Here is a 17,284-nt window from a genome sequence, read left to right as displayed (position 1 = left end):
GGCCTCCGGGAAAGAGGCGGCCATGGTGCGCCGGCGCGCGGCGCCTGTCTGTCATCCAAACCGATGACAGGCAGGAACAGACCGCCGCAGCCCTACCTGAACATCACCCACTCGGGCCGCATGTTGAAGCGCACCGGCAGGATGCTCACGCCGAGCCCGCTGGTCACGTACATGCGCCGGCCCTTGTGGGTGACCCAGCCGTAGGCCCATTCGCGCGGGGCCGCTCCCGGCACGATCAGCGCCCCGAGCCCCGGCAGGCTGACCTGTCCGCCATGCGTGTGCGAAGCCACCACCAGCCCCCGCGTGCGCGGCATGGTCGCGAAGCTGAAGGGGTCGTGCATCATGACCAGCGTCGCAGCGCCGGGCGGCACGCCGGCCAGCGCCCGCATGGGCTCCGAATGGCCGGTCGAGTGGTCACCGATGCCAACCACCCAGACGTCGTGGCCGGGCAGCCGCACCGAGGCGTTCTCCAGCACGCGGATGCCATGCGCGGCCAGCGCCTGGGCGGTGCGCGGCCCGTCATGCCACCAGTCGTGATTGCCGAGCACCGCGTACACGCCCTGCGGCGCCGCGAGCCGGCCCAGCACGGCGGCCATCTCCTCGATGGAGAGCGCCTCGTCGTCGCCCGAGCCGGCGAGGAAGTCGCCGGGCAGCAGCACCACGTCGGGCTGCGCGGCATTGATCTCGTCGACGAGGCTCGCGGCCCGCTCCACGCTGGTGATGCGCCACGCGGAACGCGTGGTGAGGTGCCAGTCGCCCGCCACCGCCACCTTGAGGCCTGCCGGCGCGGTCCACTCCGTCGAGCTCAAGGGCTCGACACGCGCCGCCACCCAGCGCGGCTCGATGACGAAGCCCCAGATTGCCGGCGCCGCCAGCAGGAGCGCCGCGGCGATGCGGCCCCAGCGGCGCCCGCGGCGTTCGCTCACGCCAGCGCGCGTTGGATCAGCAGCTTCTGGATGTCCGAAGTGCCTTCGTAGATCTGGCAAACGCGCACGTCGCGGTAGATGCGCTCGAGCGGGAAGTCGTTGACGTAGCCGTAGCCGCCCAGCGTCTGGATGGCCGCGCTGCACACGCGCTCGGCCATCTCGCTGGCGAACAGCTTGGCCATGGCGGCCTCCTTCAGGCAGGGCAGGCCGGCATCGCGCAGGCTGGCCGCATGCCAGATGAGCTGGCGCGCAGCCTCGAGCTGCGTCGCGCATTCGGCAAGGCGGAAGCCCACGGCCTGCTGGTCGAAGATCGAGCCGCCGAAGGCCTGGCGCTCCTTGGCATAGGCCAGCGCCACGTCGAAGGCGCTACGCGCCATGCCCACGCTCTGCGCGGCGATGCCGATGCGCCCGCCTTCCAGCGCGCCGAGCGCGATCTTGTAGCCCTCGCCTTCCGCGCCGATCAGGTTCTCGCGCGGGATGCGGCAGCCATCGAAGTTGATCTGTGCGGTGTCGCTGCTGTGCTGGCCCAGCTTGTCCTCCAGGCGCGCCACGGCGTAGCCGGGCGTGTCGGTGGGCACGATGAACGCGCTCATGCCGCGCTTGCCTGCGCCCTTGTCGGTCACGGCGATCACGATGGCCACCTGTCCGTTCTTGCCGCTGGTGATGAACTGCTTCACGCCGTCGATCACGTAGCCGTCGCCGTCCTTGCGCGCCGTGGTGCGCAGGCTCGATGCATCGCTGCCGGCCTGCGGCTCGGTGAGGCAGAAGGCGCCGAGCATCTGCCCCTGCGCCAGCGGCTCCAGCCATTGCTTCTTCTGCTGCGCGTTGCCGTAGCGCATGAGGATGGCGTTGACCGGGCAGTTGGTCACGCTGATGGCGGTGCTGGTGCCGCCGTCGCCGGCCGCGATTTCCTCCAGCACCAGCGCGAGCGTGAGGTAGTCGAGGCCGGCGCCGCCATGCTCCTCGGGCACGCAGATGCCGTAGGCGCCCAGCGCCGCGAGGCCCTGGTGGGCTTCCTTCGGAAAGCTGTGCTCGCGGTCCCACTTCGGCGCGTTGGGCCAGAGTTCGGCTTGCGAGAAATCGCGTACCGCGTCGCGGATGGCTTCCTGGTCGGCGCTGAGCAGCATGGCGTTGTCTCCTGTCTTTCTTTCTCGTTCGTGCTTCTTGCTTCCGCTTACTTGCCGGCGCCCAGGTCCATGATCAGGCGGGCGGCCATGTACAGGCGACGCGGAATGGAGCTGATGTCCACGTACTCGGCCTTGTCGCTGTGATAGCCGAAGCCCGGCAGGCCCAGGCTTTCGATCACTGGCTTGCCCGAGAGCGCCGCGTAGGCCGCGTCGGTGCCGCCGCCGGTGCGCTCTTCCACGCCGAGGTTGCCGCCGGCTTCCTTGTAATAGGCCACGGCCTTGTCGACCAGCTTCTTGCCGCCTTCGCCGGCATTGAAGGCGGGACGGCCGCGGGTGACGATCACCTTGACATCGGCCTCGGGCAGCTTCTTCTGCTGTGCGCGCTCTTCCAGCGTCTTCATGGCGGCGTCGAAGTCCTCGTTGCGCGCGTAGCGAACGTCGGCGTTCAGCGTGGCGCTCGCGGGGATGATGTTCGAGACGTTGCCGGCCTTGGCGATGGTCCAGTTGAAGCGCAGGTTCTTCGACTTGTCGTCGATGTTCATCGTGCGCAGCACGAGGTCGGAGGCCTCGACCAGCGCGTTCACGCCCAGCTCGGGCGCCGCGCCTGCGTGCGAGGCCTTGCCGGTGATGTTGACCTGCACGTAGGCGATGCCCGAGGTGCCCAGCGAGAGCTTCTCGTCGCCGGCGCTGGTGGGCTCGAAGGAGAGCACGTAGTCGGCCAGCTTGGCTTCTTCCTGGATCAGGTCGCGCGAGCCGAAGGAGCCTTTCTCTTCGTCGGTGTTGAACAGCACGGTGATGGTGCCGTAGTCGCGTACGCCGTAGTCCTTCAGCAGCTTGAGCGTGTGCAGGATGACCGCGTTGCCGCCCTTGTCGTCGGCGATGCCGGGGCCGTAGGCCTTGTCGCCTTCCACGCGGAACGGTGCCTTCGCGAGGATGCCCTTCAGGTAGACCGTGTCCATGTGCGACATCAGCAGCAGGTTCTTGCCGCCGCGGCCCTTGATCTTGCCCACGATGTTGTCGCCCACCACGAGGCCGGCCGACTTGCTGCGCGTGACCGTGAAGCCCAGGTTCTTGAGCTCGGCCTCGAGGAAGTTGCCGGCGGCGGCAATGCCCTCGGCGTCACCGGTGCCGGTCTCGATGTTGACCAGCTTCTCCAGGGTCTTGATCACGGCCGGCTGCTCGTCGGTGGCGGCCTGGAACAGCACGTTGTCGCGCTTCTGGGCCAGGGCGGTACCCGCCATGAAGGCGGTGGCCAGCACGGCGGCGATGGCGGTGCGGTGGATGGATGGGCGCATGAAATCTCCTGCTCTACGCATTGTTCGTTCGGGTTGTTTGAATGAAAAAAGCTGGTGAACGCCTCTCCTCGGGCGTTCCCAGCCATTGCCCTTATAGCAATTCGAGTGCCACCGCGGTGCCTTCGCCCCCACCGATGCACAGCGTGGCCACGCCGCGCGTCTTGCCGCGCGCCTTCAGCGCATGGATCAGCGTGACCATGATGCGCGCGCCGCTGGCGCCGATCGGGTGGCCCAGCGCGCAGGCGCCGCCATGCACGTTGACGATGTCGTGCGACACGTCGAGCTCGTGCATCAGCGCCATCGGCACCACTGCGAAGGCTTCGTTCACTTCCCACAGGTCGACGTCGCGGGCCTTCCAGCCGGTCTTGGCGAAGAGCTTCTGCACGGCACCGACCGGTGCGGTGGAGAACCACTCGGGCTGCTGCGCGTGCGTGGCATGGCCGACGACGCGGGCGATGGGCTTGGCGCCGATCTTCTTCGCGTGCGACTCGGTCATCATCACCAGCGCGGCGGCGCCGTCGTTGATCGACGAGCTCGATGCGGCGGTGATGGTGCCGTTCTCCTTCTTGAATGCGGGCTTGAGCGTGGGGATCTTGTCGAGCTTGACCTTGCCCGGGCCTTCGTCGACCGAGATCACGGTGTCGCCGCCGCGGCCCTTGACCGTGACGGGCACGATCTCGTCCTTGAAGAGGCCAGTGTCGGTGGCCTTCTTGGCGCGCTCGACGCTGGCGATGGCGAAGGCGTCCTGCTGCTCGCGGGTGAACTTGTACTTGGCGGCGCAGTCCTCGCCGAAGGTGCCCATCGAGCGGCCGGGCTGGTAGGCGTCTTCCAGGCCGTCGAGCATCATGTGGTCGAAGATGCGGTCGTGGCCCATGCGGTAGCCGCCGCGGCCCTTGAGCATGAGGTAGGGCGCGTTGGTCATGCTTTCCATGCCGCCGGCCACCATCACCTCGTGCGTGCCGGCCAGCAGCAGGTCGTGCGCGAGCATCGCGGCCTTCATTGCCGAGCCGCACATCTTGCTGAGCGTGACCGCGCCCGCGCTGTCGGGCAGGCCGCCCTTGTAGGCCGCCTGGCGCGCCGGGGCCTGGCCCTGGCCGGCCATCAGGCAGTTGCCGAACAGCACCTCGCCCACGGTGTCGGGCGCGATGCCGGCGCGCTCGACGGCCGCCTTGATGGCCGCGCCGCCGAGGTCGTGCGCGGAGAGGGAGGCGAAGTCGCCCTGGAAGCTGCCCATGGGGGTGCGTGCGGCGCCGACGATGACGATGGATTCGGACATGGAGGTCTCCTTCAGTTCAGTAATGCGAAAACGGAATCACGAAAGCGAAATCACGAAAGCGGAATAGGGAACGATCGGTCAGAAGTGCGTCGCGTGCCCCTCGTGCTGGAAGCGCTGCGACTCTTCGTAAGGGAACACATCCAGCATCTGGCCGGCCTGGATGCGCTCCTTGTGGTGCTGCCAGAAGGCGGCGTCGAGCAGGTCGGCGTGGTGCGCCATGAAGGCCGCGCGCACGTCCTTGTTGCCCAGCAGGAAGGGCTCGAAGGTCTCGGGGAACACGTCCTTCGGGCCCACCGAGTACCAGACCTCGCCGCTCATCTCGTCTTCCTCGTTGCGCGGCGCGGGTACCTTGCGGAACTTGCAGTCGGTGACGTATTCGATCTCGTCGTAGTCGTAGAACACGACCTTGCCGCCGCGCGTGACGCCGAAATTCTTCCACAGCATGTCGCCGGGGAAGATGTTGGCCGCGACCATGTCCTTGATGGCATTGCCGTACTCGATGACCGCGCGCTCCAGCTGCTCCTTCGCGCGCTTGGCGTGCGCCGGGCTCTCGGGGTTGGCCAGTGCGTCGAAGGCTTCCTGCAGGTAGATGTTGAGCGGGATCATGCGCCGCTCGATGTAGACGTGCTTGACCACGACTTCCATTTCCCCGTTGCCGTCGCGGTCGCCGATCTCGAGCTGGCTGGGCGCGAACTTGCGGATCTCCTCGATCAGCTCGGGCTCGAAGCGGTCGAGCGGGAAGCCCACGTCGCTGTACTCCAGCGTATCGGCCATGCGGCCCACGCGGTCGTGCTGCTTCACGAGCATGTACTTGCCCTTGATCTGCTCGCGCGTGGTGTCCTTCTGCGGCGGATAGAAGTCCTTGATGACCTTGAACACGAACGGAAACGACGGCAGGTCGAACACCAGCATGACCATGCCCTTGATGCCGGGCGCGATGCGGAAGCGGTCGCTCGAGTAGTTCAGGTGCGAGAGGAAGTCGCGGTAGAAGAGCGTCTTGCCCTGCTTGGCCAGGCCCAGCGCGTTGTAGATCTCGGCGCGCGGCTTGCGCGGCATGAGCGAGCGCAGGAACTGCACCCAGGCCGAGGGCACCTCCATGTCGACCATGAAGTACGCACGCGCGAAGCTGAAGAGCATCTGCAGGTCGTCTTCGCCGAAGAGCGCCGCGTCGATGTAGAACCGGCCGTGGCTGTCGTGCAGTATGGGCAGCGAGAACGGCAGCTCGGTGAAGCCGTTCATGATCTTGCCGACCACGTACGCGCCCTTGTTGCGGAAGAACAGGCCCGACAGCACCTGCAGCTGGAAGTTGGCGCGCAGCTTGACCTGGTGGAAGCGGTTCAGGATGACGCGAGCCACTCGCTCCGCGTCGCGGCGCTTGTTGGCGAAGCTGCCGAGCAGGGCGAAGTCGTCGAGCATCTGCTCGATGGTGTCGGCCAGCGTGTCGGGCGCGGGGTAGTAGGGGCGGTAGGTGGGTGCGCCGCGCGGCTCGATGTACTCGGTGCTGATGGCCGGGCGCACGAAGATGAAGTCGTTCTGGAAGTACGTGCGGTGCAGGATCTTCGTGGTGACCGAGTTGAAGAAGCTCTCGGCCAGCTCGGGCTGGTGGTGGTCCACCAGCAGGCCGATGTAGTGCAGCTTGATCTGGTGCCACACGTCCATGGGCTGCTCGCCGGCCTTGAACTCCTTCTCGAGCCGGGCCACGGCCTCGCTCACACGCAGGTCGTAGAACTCGATGCGCTCGCGCTGCGCGCGCTGCTGGCCGTGCCAGTCGGCGGTTTCGAAGCGGTGCTTGGCGCGCGCCGACTCGGCCCTGAACAACCGGTAGTGCCGGTTGAAGCCGTCCATCATCGCCTTCGCGATGTCGTAGGCCAGCGGCGAATCGAGGCGCTGCGGGAACATGACGGGGCGAAGGCGCGGCTGGACGGGAAGGCGGCGGGCCGCTCTGTGTCAGGCCTGGTCGGTGCCTTCGGCCTTGGGCTGCGTGCCCTGCGCCCCGACCGACCGCACCACCTCGCCCGGCTTGCTCCACTTGTGGCGGATGCGCTGCACCGTGGCCTTGTAGGCGGCGTCGAGCGGCTGGGTGCCGTCCACGCTCAGGCCCAGGTCCTGCAGCAGGCCGTCGTGCACGCCGAAGGTCCAGCCGTGAATCTTGACCTTCTGGCCGCGCGCCCAGGCATCGACCATCACGGTGCTGACGGCCACGTTCACCACCTGCTCTGCGACGTTGAGCTCGCACAGTGCGTCGACGCGAGCATCCTCGTCGGGCAGGCTCTCGAGCATCACGTGGTGGCGGTCGCGCACGTCCTGGATGTGGCGGATCCAGTTGTCGGCCAGGCCGATGCGCTTGCCGCTGAGCGCGGCCTTCACGCCCGCGCAGCCGTAGTGGCCCACCACCATGATGTGCTCGACCTTCAGGTGCTCGACCGCGAACTGGATCGCCGAGAGCGCGTTGAGGTCGGAGTGCACCACGATGTTGGCGACGTTGCGGTGCACGAACACTTCGCCCGGCTCCAGGCCGGTGATCTGGTTGGCGGGCACTCGGCTGTCGGAACAGCCGATCCACATGTAGCGCGGCGTCTGCTGCTTCACCAGGCTGGTGAAGAAGCCGGGCCGGTCGCGCTCCATCTGGGCGGACCAGGCGCGGTTGTGGGCGAAGAGGTCGTCGAGGGTATCGGATTTGTCGGACATAGTCGGCTATTGTCGATGAGTCGTGTATCAGGCCTTGGCTTCGGCCGGTCTGGGGGCCTTGCCGGCCTTCTGCGCCTTGGCGAGCGTCGCCCGCCCCTTCTTCTCGTGCTCCTTCACTTCCGCGAGGTTGGCCTGCAATTCGGCCAGCTGCGCCTCGAGCTGGGCCCTGTGGGTACCCAGCACGCCGAGAAACTTCTCCAGCTGCGCGACGGTATCGCGCGGGCTGTCGTACATGTCGAGGATATCTTTTGCCTCCGTCAGGCTCAGGCCGAGGCGCTTGGCGCGCAGCGTGAGCGTGAGCCGGGCGCGGTCGCGCGTGCTGTAGATGCGCTGCAGGCCGGCGCGCTCGGGGGCCAGCAGGCCCATGTCCTCGTAGAAGCGGATGGCCCGCGTCGTGAGGTCGAACTCCTTCGCGAGCTGGCTGATGGTGAAGGTCTGCGCGGGCATGACGACGATGGCGGCTGGCGGGAAAAATGGCCTTGGCTGGGGGCGTTACGGGCGCGACAGCAGGTTTGCGCCGCGATCCCTACAATGGTGCCCTTGACTCATGACGTTTACGTAAACGTCAATCTTACATGAACCTCCTCGAACGCGAACTCCACTACCCCCTCGGCGACACGCTCCCCGAGCCCGGCCAGACCCTGGAAGTGGCACCCGGCGTGCGCTGGATCCGCATGCGGCTGCCCTTCGCGCTCGACCACATCAACCTCTGGCTGCTGCGCGACAGCATCGACGGCGTCGAGGGCTGGACGGTGGTCGACTGCTGCATCGCCCGCGACGAGGCACGCGCCCAGTGGGAACAGGTGTTCGAGACGCAGCTGCAGGGCATGCCGATCCTGCGCGTCATCGTCACGCACATGCACCCCGACCACATCGGCTTGGCCGACTGGCTGTGCAAGCGCTGGAACGCGCCGCTGTGGATCAGCTCGACCGACTACCACGTGGCCCGCGTGCTCAGCACCGCCGGCGACACCCTGGCGGGCGGCGAGCAGGCCGCTCGCTTCTTCGCCTCTCACGGCCTGACCGACCCCGAGTCCGTCGCGAAGATCCGTGCGCGCACCAACTACTACGCGAACATGGTGCCCTCGGTGCCCGACAGCTTCGTGCGCATGCTCGACGGCGACATAGTGAACATCGGCGGCCACGCCTGGCGCTGCATCAGCGGCTATGGCCATGCGCCCGAGCACATCTCGCTGTACTGCGACGAGCTCAAGCTGCTGCTGGGCGGCGACATGATGCTGCCGCGCATCTCCACCAACGTGAGCGTTCACGCGGGCGAGCCCGAGGCGAACTCGCTGCGCCTCTTCCTCGACAGCATCGAGAGGTTCAAGTCGCTGCCGGCCGACACGCTGGGCCTGCCCTCGCACGGCAAGCCCTTCCGGGGCATCCATCGCCGCGTCGAGCAGCTGCAGGAGCACCACCGCGACCGGCTCGCCGAACTGCTCGAGGCCTGCACCGCGCGCGCACTGACGGCCGCCGAGGGCCTGCCGATCCTGTTCAAGCGCGAACTCGATCTGCACCAGATGACCTTCGCGATGGGCGAAACCGTGGCGCACCTTCACCTGCTTTGGTTCGCGGGCCAGGTACGGCGCGAGCTGGGCAAGGACGGCATCTACCGCTTCGGCCCCAAGGCCACGGTGGCCGCGACGGCTTAGACTCGGCGGATGGACACGCTGGCTCAGCTGCGCGCGGGCCGGCTGGCAGGCGCAACACGCATCGACCTCTCGTGCGGACTCACCGAGTTCCCGCGCGAGGTCTTCGACCTTGCCGATTCGCTCGAGGTGCTGAACCTGTCGGGCAATGCGCTCGACGCCCTGCCCGACGACCTGCATCGCCTGCGCAGGCTGCGCGTGCTCTTCTGCTCGGACAACCGCTTCACCACGCTGCCCGAATCGATAGGCCGCTGCCATGGCCTCGACATCGTCGGCTTCAAGGCCAACCGCATCAGCAGTGTTCCGGCCGCGGCGCTGCCGCCCTCGCTGCGCTGGCTGATCCTCACCGACAACGCAATCGAGGAACTGCCCGACTCGCTGGGCGCATGCACGCGGATGCAGAAGCTGATGCTGGCGGGCAACCGCCTGCATGCGCTGCCCGCGTCGATGGCCGCGCTCAGGCAACTGGAGCTGCTGCGCATCTCCGCCAATCGCTTCGAGGCCCTGCCCGAGTGGCTGCCCTCGCTGCCGCGCCTGTCGTGGCTCGCCTGCGCGGGCAATCCCTTCGACACGCAAGCCGAGGACGCGGCCATCGTCGCCCAGTCGGTACCGCATGTCGACTGGAGCGAACTGACACTGGGCGAGAAGCTCGGCGAAGGCGCCTCGGGCGTGATCCACGGGGCCACGCTCGGCGCCGCCGCGCAGCCCGTGGCAGTCAAGCTCTTCAAGGGCGCGGTGACAAGCGACGGCTGGCCGCACAGCGAAATGGCCGCCAGCATCGCGGCCGGCGCACACCCCACGCTGATCGCCGCGCAGAGCCGCATCGACGGCCACCCCGAAGGCACTGAAGGCCTGGTGATGGCGCTGGTCGATCCCGCGTTCGCCATGCTTGCAGGGCCGCCGAGCCTCGCATCGTGCACGCGCGACGTCTATGCCGACGAGGCGCGTTGGACATCCGGCACGGCACTGCGCATCGCCCGCGACATCGCATCGGCCATGCGGCACCTGCACACGCGCGGGATTCTTCACGGCGACCTCTACGCACACAACATCCTCTGGCACGCCCAGGGCGGCGGACGGCTGGGCGACTTCGGCGCCGCCTGGCTCACGGGTTCGCTCGACGCGGCACAGGCGCGAGCCTTCCAGGCGCTGGAGGTGCGCGCCTTCGGCTGCCTGCTCGAGGAATTGCTCGAGCGCTGCACCGACGCCGCCCCCGCATCGGTGGCCGTGCTGAAAGACCGCTGCCTGCATCCCGCCCCCGCCATGCGCCCGACGTTCGCCGAAGCCCTGTCGCTGCTGCAGCAGGCATCTTCCGCGCCATGACCCGGCGCCGGCCAGCCCAGCTGCCGCTGCCCACGCGCGACGGCGTCGGCCCGAGCTGCATCGGCTTGCCGTACGGCCCCTGGCCGACGATCGCCGAGTTCCTGATCGAGCGCTTTCCCGTCATCACGCGCGAAGCCTGGCTGGAGCGCATCGAGGCGGGAGACGTGGTCGATGAGCACGGCGTGCCCGTGACCCTGACGCGCCGCTACCAGTCGCCTCTGCGCGTGTACTACTACCGCACGCTCGACGGCGAGACGGCCATCCCCTTCGAGGAGCAGGTCGTGTTCCAGGACGACGAGCTGCTGGTGGTCGACAAGCCCCCTTTCGTGCCCGTCACGCCCAAGGGCAAGTACCTGAAGGAAAGCCTGCTGGTGCGCCTCAAGCGCAAGCTGAAGCTCGACGACCTCGTGCCGCTGCACCGCATCGACCGCAGCACCTCGGGGCTGGTGCTGTTCTCCGTGCGGCCCGCCACGCGCGGCGCCTACCAGTCGCTGTTTCCCGAGCGGCGCATCACCAAGCACTACGAGGCCGTGGTGCCTTGGCGCGAGGGCGTGTCGTCGGTGCCCGAGGTCTATCGCAGCCGGCTGGTCGACGACGACCACTTCATGCGCGTGCGCGAGGAACCCGGCGAGCCCAACTCCGAGACCCGCATCGAGGTGCTGCGGGTGCACGAAGGCCAGGCGCTGCTGCGGCTGTCGCCGATCACGGGCCGCAAGCACCAGCTGCGCGTGCACTGCATGGCGCTGGGCATGCCGATCGTGAACGACCCGATCTACCCCGTGCTGCTGCCCGAGGGCGCCGACGATTTCGACAAGCCCATGCAGCTGCTGGCCCGGTCGCTCGACTTCTCCGATCCGCTGACCGGCGCTCCCCGCAGCTTCACCAGCCCCCGCAGCCTGCTGCTGACACCGAGGTGACGCGCGCGCGGGGCGGCGCGCACTAAGCTCGTTTCCTGAATCCGATCACGATCACTCATTCAGGAGACACCCGCACCATGGACACCACCCAACTCTTCTCGCTGAAGGGCCGCACCGCACTGATCACCGGCGGCTCGCGCGGCATCGGCCGCATGATCGCCGAGGGCTTCCTGGCCCAGGGCGCGCGTGTGTACATCTCTGCGCGCAAGGCCGCGGCCTGCGACGAGACGGCGAAGGAACTGTCGGCCTTCGGGCACTGCGTGTCGCTGCCGGCGGACGTGTCGACCGTCGAGGGCGCACAGGCGCTGGTCGATGCCTATGCGAAGCACGAAGCCTCGCTGGACATCCTGGTGAACAACGCAGGCGCGGCCTGGGGCGCGCCTTATGAAGAGTTTCCAGAGAGCGGCTGGGACAAGGTGGTGGACCTGAACTTGAAGACGCCCTTCTTCCTGACCAAGGCGCTGACGCCGATGCTGAAGAAGGCGGCGACGGATCACCTGGCGAAGGTGATCAACATCGCTTCGATCGACGGGATCTCGATCAATCCACAGGAGACGTATTCGTATGCGGCGAGCAAGGCCGGACTGATCCAGCTCACGCGCCGCATGGCGTTGCGGCTGGCGCAGGATCGCATCGTGGTGAGTGCGATTGCGCCTGGGGCGTTTGCTTCGGACATGAACAAGGTGGCGCGGGATCACGGGGATGAGATCAAGGGGAGGATTCCGGCTGGGCGGATCGGGGTGCCGGAGGATATGGCGGGGGCGGCCATTTACCTTGCTTCGCGGGCTGGGGACTATGTGATGGGGTCTACGTTGGTGGTGGATGGGGGGGTTACGCATGCTCGGTGAGCTGCTGCAGTTCACTGTGCTGATGTTTGCTGGGTGCTTGCTTCCCGGGGCCGGGTCTCGGCCCGGCGGCCGACCTACTTTTCTTTGCTTCGCCAAAGAAACGTAGGCAAAAGAAAGGCGACCCTACTGTCTGCGTCCCTTCGCTGCGCTACGGGCAACCTGCGGTGCTCGACGTAGGAGGGGGTCCGCAGAACTCGCTCCACTACGTTGCGCTCAGACAGCTGCGGCCCTTATCCCTCCTACGTCTGCGCTCCTCGGCGCAGCCAGAAGGGAGTTGGAGACCGAGCAGGCCATCGCTACGCTCGGCCTTCTGAACAGCCTGGACTGGCCTTCGCTTCGCTCGGCCACGTATTTGGTTACAGCGCCCCTAACAAGACCAACGATTCATTCCAAGCACAGCAGGCGCGAAGCGCCTGCTGTGCCTTGGGGGCCGAGCAACGCGATGGCCCGCACATCTCCCCTCCCCTCTGGCTGCGCCGAGGAGCGCAGCGTTTCGCGGATCAGGGCTCGCAGCTGTCTGAGCGAAGCGAGTTCTGCGAGACCCCGCGAAACGCGAGCACCGCAGGTTGCCCCGTAGCGCAGCGAAGGGGTCGCAGACAGTGGGGTCGCCTTTTCTTTGCCTACTTTCTTTTGGCGAAGCAAAAGAAAGTAGGTCGCCCGCCGGGGCGAGTCCCGGCCCCGGGAAAAAACCCAAACAAAGCAATCAGTTCCAGCGAGGAACAGCCTCATCCTTAAGCTGCTGCCTCAACACCCCATAGTCCGGCAAAACACTCTCCACAGTCTCCCAGAACCGATGCGAGTGATCCATGACCCTCAAATGGGCAAGCTCATGCGCAACGACATAGTCAATCACCTCCAACCGAAAGTGAATCAACCGCCAGTTGAGCCGAATCGACCCATCCGCACTCGCACTCCCCCACCGCGTGGCGGCATTGGAAAGCGACAGCTTCTCCCACCGCACTCCAAGCAGCGGCGCGAAGTGATCCAGCCGCTCGATGAACAGCTTTCGCGCCTGCCGCATGAGCCAGGCCTGCGCGGCATCGCGGATCTGCGAGGGCTCGGCGTTCTGCGACACGGCCAGCCTCAGGACCCGGGGCCCGTCGCCCTCGACCGGATCGAGCGTGCCCCCGACGCCGGCAAAGCCGTGCTTCGGATCGAGCCGCATCACGATCTGCTCGCCCAGGAAGGGAAACCCCGCGCCGTCCTTCCATTCGATGCGCGTGGCTTCGACGCGCGCATGGCGTTGCTGCGTCTCCGTCAGCTTGCGCAGGATCCAGTCGGACTTCTCGCGAATGGCCGCGTCGACGTCGCGCAGCGCCACCCATCGCGGCGCCCGCACCGACAGCCCTTCGGCCCCGACCAGGAAACCGATCGTCTTGCGCTTGCCGCGCTTGAATTCGTAAGCCACGCGCGCTGAGCCGAGCACCACCTCGCGCGTGGCCTGGGGATGCACGAAGTTCGCGAGCGTCAGCGTGTCGGCCAGCGGCACTGCCGGCGGCGCATGTGGGTCGGGCAGTTCTTCGACCGGCGCAACGACGGCCGGCGGAGCAACCGGAGGCTCCGGTTTCTTCCTGGTCCGGCGCGGCCGTGCCGGCGCGGGAGCCGGTGGCGCGAATTCGCTGCCCAGCCCCTCGAAGAGGTCCATCGTGAACCGGAGCAGTCCCCCCATGGCGGGCTTTCTCTCTCTTCTTCCTCAGCTCACCGCTTCCTGCTGCGCGGGCTGCGGGGAGCTGTCGACGTAGGCCTCGGGGTCGAGGCGGCGCATTTCGGCCTCGATCCATTCCTCGACCTCGCGCATCAGCTCGTCGGGCTTGCGGCCCACGCTGGGAATGGCCGGGCCGATGGACACGTCGACCACGCCCGGACGCTTGATGAAGGCCTTGCGCGGCCACACCTTGGCCGAGGTCACGGCGATGGGGATCACAGGCACGCCGGTCTCGCAGGCCAGGCGCGTGCCGCCGCTCTTGTAGGTGCCCTTCTGCCCGCGCGGAATGCGCGTGCCCTCGGGGAACATGATGATCCAGATGCCCTGCGCGAGCAGCTTGCGGCCCTGGTTCACGACCTTGTTGAAGGCCTGCGCGCGCTGGCTGCGGTCGATGTGGATCATGTCCAGCCGTGCCATCGCCCAGCCGAAGAAGGGGATGTAGATCAGCTCCTTCTTGAACACGTAGGCCAGCGGGTGCGGCATCAGCGTGGGCATCAGGAAGGTCTCGAGCGTGGACTGGTGCTTCACCAGCAGGATCGCGCCGGCGAGCTTGTCGGTCGGCAGGTTCTCCATGCCGCTCACGCGGGTCTTGATGCCCAGCAGCACGCGCGCGCCGCCGATGGCCCAGCCGAGCCAGCGCACGGCCATCCAGTAGAGCGGCACGCCGCGCTTCCAGAGCGAGCTGACGCACATGATGATGCCCCAGGGCACCACGGTGACGAGCATCCACAGTGCGTGGAGAACGGAACGGAACAACGCCATCAGAGAGCTACCTGCAGTGCGTCCCGCGCTTCGCGCGCGAGCAGAAAGTCGACAAAGGCGGCGAGATCGTCGTGGACCATCGTGTTCGCCGGGTATTCGGAAGGAAGCGGATCGACGCCGCGGCAGGCCGCGCCCATGCCCGTGAGCAGCAGGTGTGGCTCGCAGCCGGCGGCCGCGCCGGCCTGCAGGTCGCGCAGGCTGTCGCCGCAGGTCGGCACGCCCTCGAGATCGATGCCGTAGCGGTCGCCGATCTGCAGGAACAAACCCGGCTTGGGCTTGCGGCAGTCGCAGTCCTCGTCGGGGCTGTGCGGGCAGTAGAACACCGCGTCGACCTTGCCGCCCACGGCCGCGAGCATCTTGTGCATCTTGGCGTGCATGGCGTTGAGCGAGGCCATGTCGAACAGGCCGCGGCCCAGGCCCGACTGGTTGGACGCGATCACCACGTGCCAGCCCGCATGGTTGAGGCGCGCAACCGCCTCCAGCGCACCGGGCAGCGGCGTCCACTCGATGTCGCTCTTCACGAAGTCTTCGCGGTGCACGTTGATCGTGCCGTTGCGGTCGAGGATGACGAGTTTCATGGCGGTGCCGCTCCTGGTAGTGGAGGCGTCGTGGTCGGGGTCAGACGGCCAGCCGTTCGAGCTGCGCCACGCGGTTCATCGCGGCGTGCAGCGACATCAGCAGGCCCAGGCGGTTCAGGCGCAGGTCGGCCTGCTCGGCATTGACCATCACGCCGTCGAAGAAGGCGTCGACCGGCTCGCGCAGCGCGGCCAGCGTCTGCAGCGAGGCGGTGTAGTCGCCAGCCTCGAACTGCGCGTTGGCGGCGGGCACGACCTGCGCCATGGCCGCGTGCAGGGCCTTCTCGGCGGGCTCCTGCAGCAGCAGTTCGCTGACGTGCGCGTCGGCCTCGGGGGCCTTCTTGAGGATGTTGCCGATGCGCTTGTTCGCAGCGGCCAGCGCGGCGGCGGCCGGCAGGGCCGCGAAGGCGCGCACGGCGGCCAGCAGCTTGGGCACTTCGCCCAGGCGCTGCGGGCGCGGAGCCAGCACGGCTTCGACCTCCTGGGCGCTGGCGCCCTGCTCGCGCAGGGAGCCGGCGAGGCGGTCGAGGATGAAGTCCTGCAGTTCGCCGGTGGCGCGGCTGCTCTCGAAACCGGCGATGCCGCTGAACTGCGCGGCGGTGTCTTGCAGCAATGCGTCGAGCCCCAGCGGCAGGTCCTTCTCGATCAGCATGCGGATCACGCCCAGCGCGTGGCGGCGCAGCGCGAACGGGTCGCGGTCGCCGGTGGGCAGGTTGCCGATGCCGAACATGCCGACCAGCGTCTCGAGCTTGTCGGCCAGCGCCACCACGAGGCCCACGGTGTTGCGCGGCAGCTCGTCGCCGGCGAAGCGCGGCTTGTAGTGATCCTCGATGGCGTCGGCCACCGAGGCGTCGAGACCGTCATGCTGCGCGTAGTAGCGGCCCATGATGCCCTGCAACTCGGGGAACTCGCCGACCATGTCGGTCACGAGGTCGGCCTTCGCCAGCTGGGCGGCCTGCGTGGCGTGCGCGGCGAGCGTCGCGTCGCCGAGCCTTTCTGCAATGCCGCGCGCGATGCGCATCACGCGCTCCACGCGCTCGCCCTGCGTGCCCAGCTTGTTGTGATAGACCACCTTGCCCAGCGACTCGACGCGCGAGGCCAGCGACTTCTTGCGGTCCTGGTCGAAGAAGAACTTGGCGTCGGCCAGGCGCGGGCGCACCACGCGCTCGTTGCCGCCGATGACCGCGCTCGCGTCGTCGGGGCTGATGTTGCTGACGACCAGGAACCTGTTGGTGAGCTTGCCCGACGCGTCGAGCAGCGGAAAGTACTTCTGGTTGGCCTTCATCGTGAGGATCAGGCATTCCTGCGGCACTTCGAGGAACTCGCGCTCGAAGCTGCAGACCAGCACGTTCGGGCGCTCGACCAGGGCGGTGACTTCATCGAGCAGGGCTTCGTCCTCGATGGGCACCGAGCCGCCGCCGACCTTCACCGCGGCCGCCGCGAGCTGGCGCGCGATCTCGGCGCGGCGCGCCTCGAAGCTCGCGATGACGGCGCCTTCTTCCTGCAGCTGCAGCGCGTAGCTGTTGGCATCGCGCAGCACGACCGGGTCGACCGCCGCCTCGAACCGGTGGCCGTGCGTTTCGCGGCCGGCCTTCAGGCCCAGCGCCTCGACAGGCACCACGGCATCGCCGTGCAGCGCCACGAGGCCGTGCGCGGGGCGCACGAAGCTCACGCTGCTCCAGCCCGGCAGCTCGCAGCCGCTTTCGAGCTGGTAGCTCATGACCTTGGGAATCGGCAGCTTGGCGATGGCTTCGGCCAGCGCCTTCTGCAGGCCTTCGGCCAGCGTGGCGCCTTTGGCGGTGCTTTCGTAGAACAGCGCTTCGGCCTTGCCGTCCATGGCGCGCTTGAGGCCGGGCACGGCGGAGGCATCGGCGCCGAGCGCGCCCAGGCGCTTGAGCAGCGCGGGCGTGGGCTGGCCGGATGCGTCGAGGCCGACTGCCACGGGCATGAGCTTCTGCGACACGGCCTTGTCGGCGGCGCGCTCGGCCACATGCGTGATGTGCGCGGCAAGGCGGCGCGGCGAGGCGTACGGGGTCAGCACGGCGCCGGGCTCCACGAGCCCCTGCGCCGCGAGCTGGTCGCGCAGCACGCCGGCAAAGGCGTCACCGAGCTTCTTCAGCGCCTTGGGCGGCAATTCCTCGACAAACAGTTCGACAAGAAGGCTGGCAGACGACATGGCTCAGAGAGTAG

At 67.7% G+C, this 17,284-nt stretch carries 15 protein-coding genes; 4 read left to right on the top strand and 11 right to left on the bottom strand.

Features of this window, described 5'->3' with window-relative positions; genetic code table 11:
* Positions 1-92: 92 nt before the first annotated feature.
* The 7 genes from EJP69_RS23010 to EJP69_RS22980 form a co-directional block, all read right to left on the bottom strand.
* Complete coding sequence (locus EJP69_RS23010) at positions 93-926, bottom strand: metallophosphoesterase (RefSeq protein WP_126472624.1); 834 nt, start codon at positions 924-926, stop codon at positions 93-95.
* Positions 923-2,053, bottom strand: coding sequence for an acyl-CoA dehydrogenase family protein (locus EJP69_RS23005; RefSeq protein ID WP_093205946.1), 1,131 nt, complete (start codon positions 2,051-2,053; stop codon positions 923-925). The genes EJP69_RS23010 and EJP69_RS23005 overlap by 4 nt, the downstream gene beginning before the upstream one ends.
* Before the next feature lie 47 nt (positions 2,054-2,100).
* Positions 2,101-3,348, bottom strand: coding sequence for a glutamate carboxypeptidase (locus EJP69_RS23000; RefSeq protein WP_126472623.1), 1,248 nt, complete (start codon positions 3,346-3,348; stop codon positions 2,101-2,103).
* A 91-nt stretch (positions 3,349-3,439) separates the two neighbouring features.
* Positions 3,440-4,624, bottom strand: a complete 1,185-nt coding sequence (locus EJP69_RS22995; protein ID WP_126472622.1) for an acetyl-CoA C-acyltransferase — start codon at positions 4,622-4,624, stop codon at positions 3,440-3,442.
* Between the two features lie 78 nt (positions 4,625-4,702).
* Positions 4,703-6,523, bottom strand: coding sequence for a bifunctional isocitrate dehydrogenase kinase/phosphatase (gene aceK, locus EJP69_RS22990; RefSeq protein ID WP_126472621.1), 1,821 nt, complete (start codon positions 6,521-6,523; stop codon positions 4,703-4,705).
* Between the two features lie 48 nt (positions 6,524-6,571).
* Complete coding sequence (gene can, locus EJP69_RS22985) at positions 6,572-7,312, bottom strand: carbonate dehydratase (protein WP_093205956.1); 741 nt, start codon at positions 7,310-7,312, stop codon at positions 6,572-6,574.
* A gap of 27 nt (positions 7,313-7,339) precedes the next feature.
* The gene (locus EJP69_RS22980) at positions 7,340-7,759 is read right to left on the bottom strand and encodes a MerR family transcriptional regulator (RefSeq protein WP_093205958.1); all 420 of its coding nucleotides are present in this window, start codon (positions 7,757-7,759) and stop codon (positions 7,340-7,342) included.
* 128 nt (positions 7,760-7,887) lie between these two features.
* Here EJP69_RS22980 and EJP69_RS22975 point away from each other — a divergent pair, with 128 nt between their 5' ends.
* The 4 genes from EJP69_RS22975 (at position 7,888) to EJP69_RS22960 (ending at position 12,052) form a co-directional block, all read left to right on the top strand.
* Positions 7,888-8,967, top strand: coding sequence for an MBL fold metallo-hydrolase (locus tag EJP69_RS22975; protein WP_126472620.1), 1,080 nt, complete (start codon positions 7,888-7,890; stop codon positions 8,965-8,967).
* A gap of 9 nt (positions 8,968-8,976) precedes the next feature.
* On the top strand, positions 8,977-10,287 hold the full coding sequence (locus tag EJP69_RS22970) for a leucine-rich repeat-containing protein kinase family protein (RefSeq protein ID WP_126472619.1): 1,311 nt from the start codon (positions 8,977-8,979) through the stop codon (positions 10,285-10,287).
* Entirely contained in the window at positions 10,284-11,204 is a 921-nt protein-coding gene (locus EJP69_RS22965) for a pseudouridine synthase (RefSeq protein WP_126472618.1), read from the top strand. The genes EJP69_RS22970 and EJP69_RS22965 overlap by 4 nt, the downstream gene beginning before the upstream one ends.
* A 77-nt stretch (positions 11,205-11,281) precedes the next feature.
* Positions 11,282-12,052 carry an SDR family oxidoreductase gene (locus EJP69_RS22960; protein ID WP_126472617.1) on the top strand — a complete coding sequence of 257 codons (771 nt, stop codon included), beginning with the start codon at positions 11,282-11,284 and terminating at the stop codon, positions 12,050-12,052.
* 703 nt (positions 12,053-12,755) lie between these two features.
* On the opposite strand, the gene EJP69_RS22945 is transcribed toward EJP69_RS22960, so the two are convergent.
* Genes EJP69_RS22945 through glyS form a run of 4 tightly spaced genes read right to left on the bottom strand, consistent with a single transcriptional unit; the run spans position 12,756 to position 17,270 of the window.
* Positions 12,756-13,697 (bottom strand): M48 family metallopeptidase, encoded by a 942-nt coding sequence (locus EJP69_RS22945; RefSeq protein ID WP_126472717.1) that lies wholly within the window; start codon positions 13,695-13,697, stop codon positions 12,756-12,758.
* A gap of 48 nt (positions 13,698-13,745) precedes the next feature.
* Positions 13,746-14,519: a lysophospholipid acyltransferase family protein gene (locus EJP69_RS22940; RefSeq protein ID WP_093205968.1), complete on the bottom strand. Its 774-nt coding sequence runs from the start codon at positions 14,517-14,519 to the stop codon at positions 13,746-13,748.
* The gene (gene gmhB, locus EJP69_RS22935) at positions 14,519-15,097 is read right to left on the bottom strand and encodes a D-glycero-beta-D-manno-heptose 1,7-bisphosphate 7-phosphatase (RefSeq protein ID WP_093205970.1); all 579 of its coding nucleotides are present in this window, start codon (positions 15,095-15,097) and stop codon (positions 14,519-14,521) included. Before gmhB ends, EJP69_RS22940 begins: the two co-directional genes overlap by 1 nt.
* A gap of 40 nt (positions 15,098-15,137) precedes the next feature.
* Positions 15,138-17,270, bottom strand: coding sequence for a glycine--tRNA ligase subunit beta (gene glyS, locus EJP69_RS22930; protein WP_126472616.1), 2,133 nt, complete (start codon positions 17,268-17,270; stop codon positions 15,138-15,140).
* Positions 17,271-17,284: the final 14 nt, after the last annotated feature.

It is taken from the genome of Variovorax gossypii, from assembly GCF_003965815.1.
GTDB lineage: Bacteria > Pseudomonadota > Gammaproteobacteria > Burkholderiales > Burkholderiaceae_C > Variovorax > Variovorax gossypii.
Note: the sequence above shows the minus strand (reverse complement) of the source record. Positions and strands in the feature narration are given on the sequence as shown.

What these genes read in the sequence shown, in the direction of transcription:
- EJP69_RS23005 (WP_093205946.1), bottom strand. Translation starts at nt 2,053, where the DNA reads ATGCTGCTCAGCGCCGACCAGGAAGCCATCCGCGACGCGGTACGCGAT.
- EJP69_RS23000 (WP_126472623.1), bottom strand. Translation starts at nt 3,348, where the DNA reads ATGCGCCCATCCATCCACCGCACCGCCATCGCCGCCGTGCTGGCCACC.
- EJP69_RS22995 (WP_126472622.1), bottom strand. Translation starts at nt 4,624, where the DNA reads ATGTCCGAATCCATCGTCATCGTCGGCGCCGCACGCACCCCCATGGGC.
- aceK (WP_126472621.1), bottom strand. Translation starts at nt 6,523, where the DNA reads ATGTTCCCGCAGCGCCTCGATTCGCCGCTGGCCTACGACATCGCGAAG.
- can (WP_093205956.1), bottom strand. Translation starts at nt 7,312, where the DNA reads ATGTCCGACAAATCCGATACCCTCGACGACCTCTTCGCCCACAACCGC.
- EJP69_RS22980 (WP_093205958.1), bottom strand. Translation starts at nt 7,759, where the DNA reads ATGCCCGCGCAGACCTTCACCATCAGCCAGCTCGCGAAGGAGTTCGAC.
- EJP69_RS22975 (WP_126472620.1), top strand. Translation starts at nt 7,888, where the DNA reads ATGAACCTCCTCGAACGCGAACTCCACTACCCCCTCGGCGACACGCTC.
- EJP69_RS22970 (WP_126472619.1), top strand. Translation starts at nt 8,977, where the DNA reads ATGGACACGCTGGCTCAGCTGCGCGCGGGCCGGCTGGCAGGCGCAACA.
- EJP69_RS22965 (WP_126472618.1), top strand. Translation starts at nt 10,284, where the DNA reads ATGACCCGGCGCCGGCCAGCCCAGCTGCCGCTGCCCACGCGCGACGGC.
- EJP69_RS22960 (WP_126472617.1), top strand. Translation starts at nt 11,282, where the DNA reads ATGGACACCACCCAACTCTTCTCGCTGAAGGGCCGCACCGCACTGATC.
- EJP69_RS22945 (WP_126472717.1), bottom strand. Translation starts at nt 13,697, where the DNA reads ATGGACCTCTTCGAGGGGCTGGGCAGCGAATTCGCGCCACCGGCTCCC.
- EJP69_RS22940 (WP_093205968.1), bottom strand. Translation starts at nt 14,519, where the DNA reads ATGGCGTTGTTCCGTTCCGTTCTCCACGCACTGTGGATGCTCGTCACC.
- gmhB (WP_093205970.1), bottom strand. Translation starts at nt 15,097, where the DNA reads ATGAAACTCGTCATCCTCGACCGCAACGGCACGATCAACGTGCACCGC.
- glyS (WP_126472616.1), bottom strand. Translation starts at nt 17,270, where the DNA reads ATGTCGTCTGCCAGCCTTCTTGTCGAACTGTTTGTCGAGGAATTGCCG.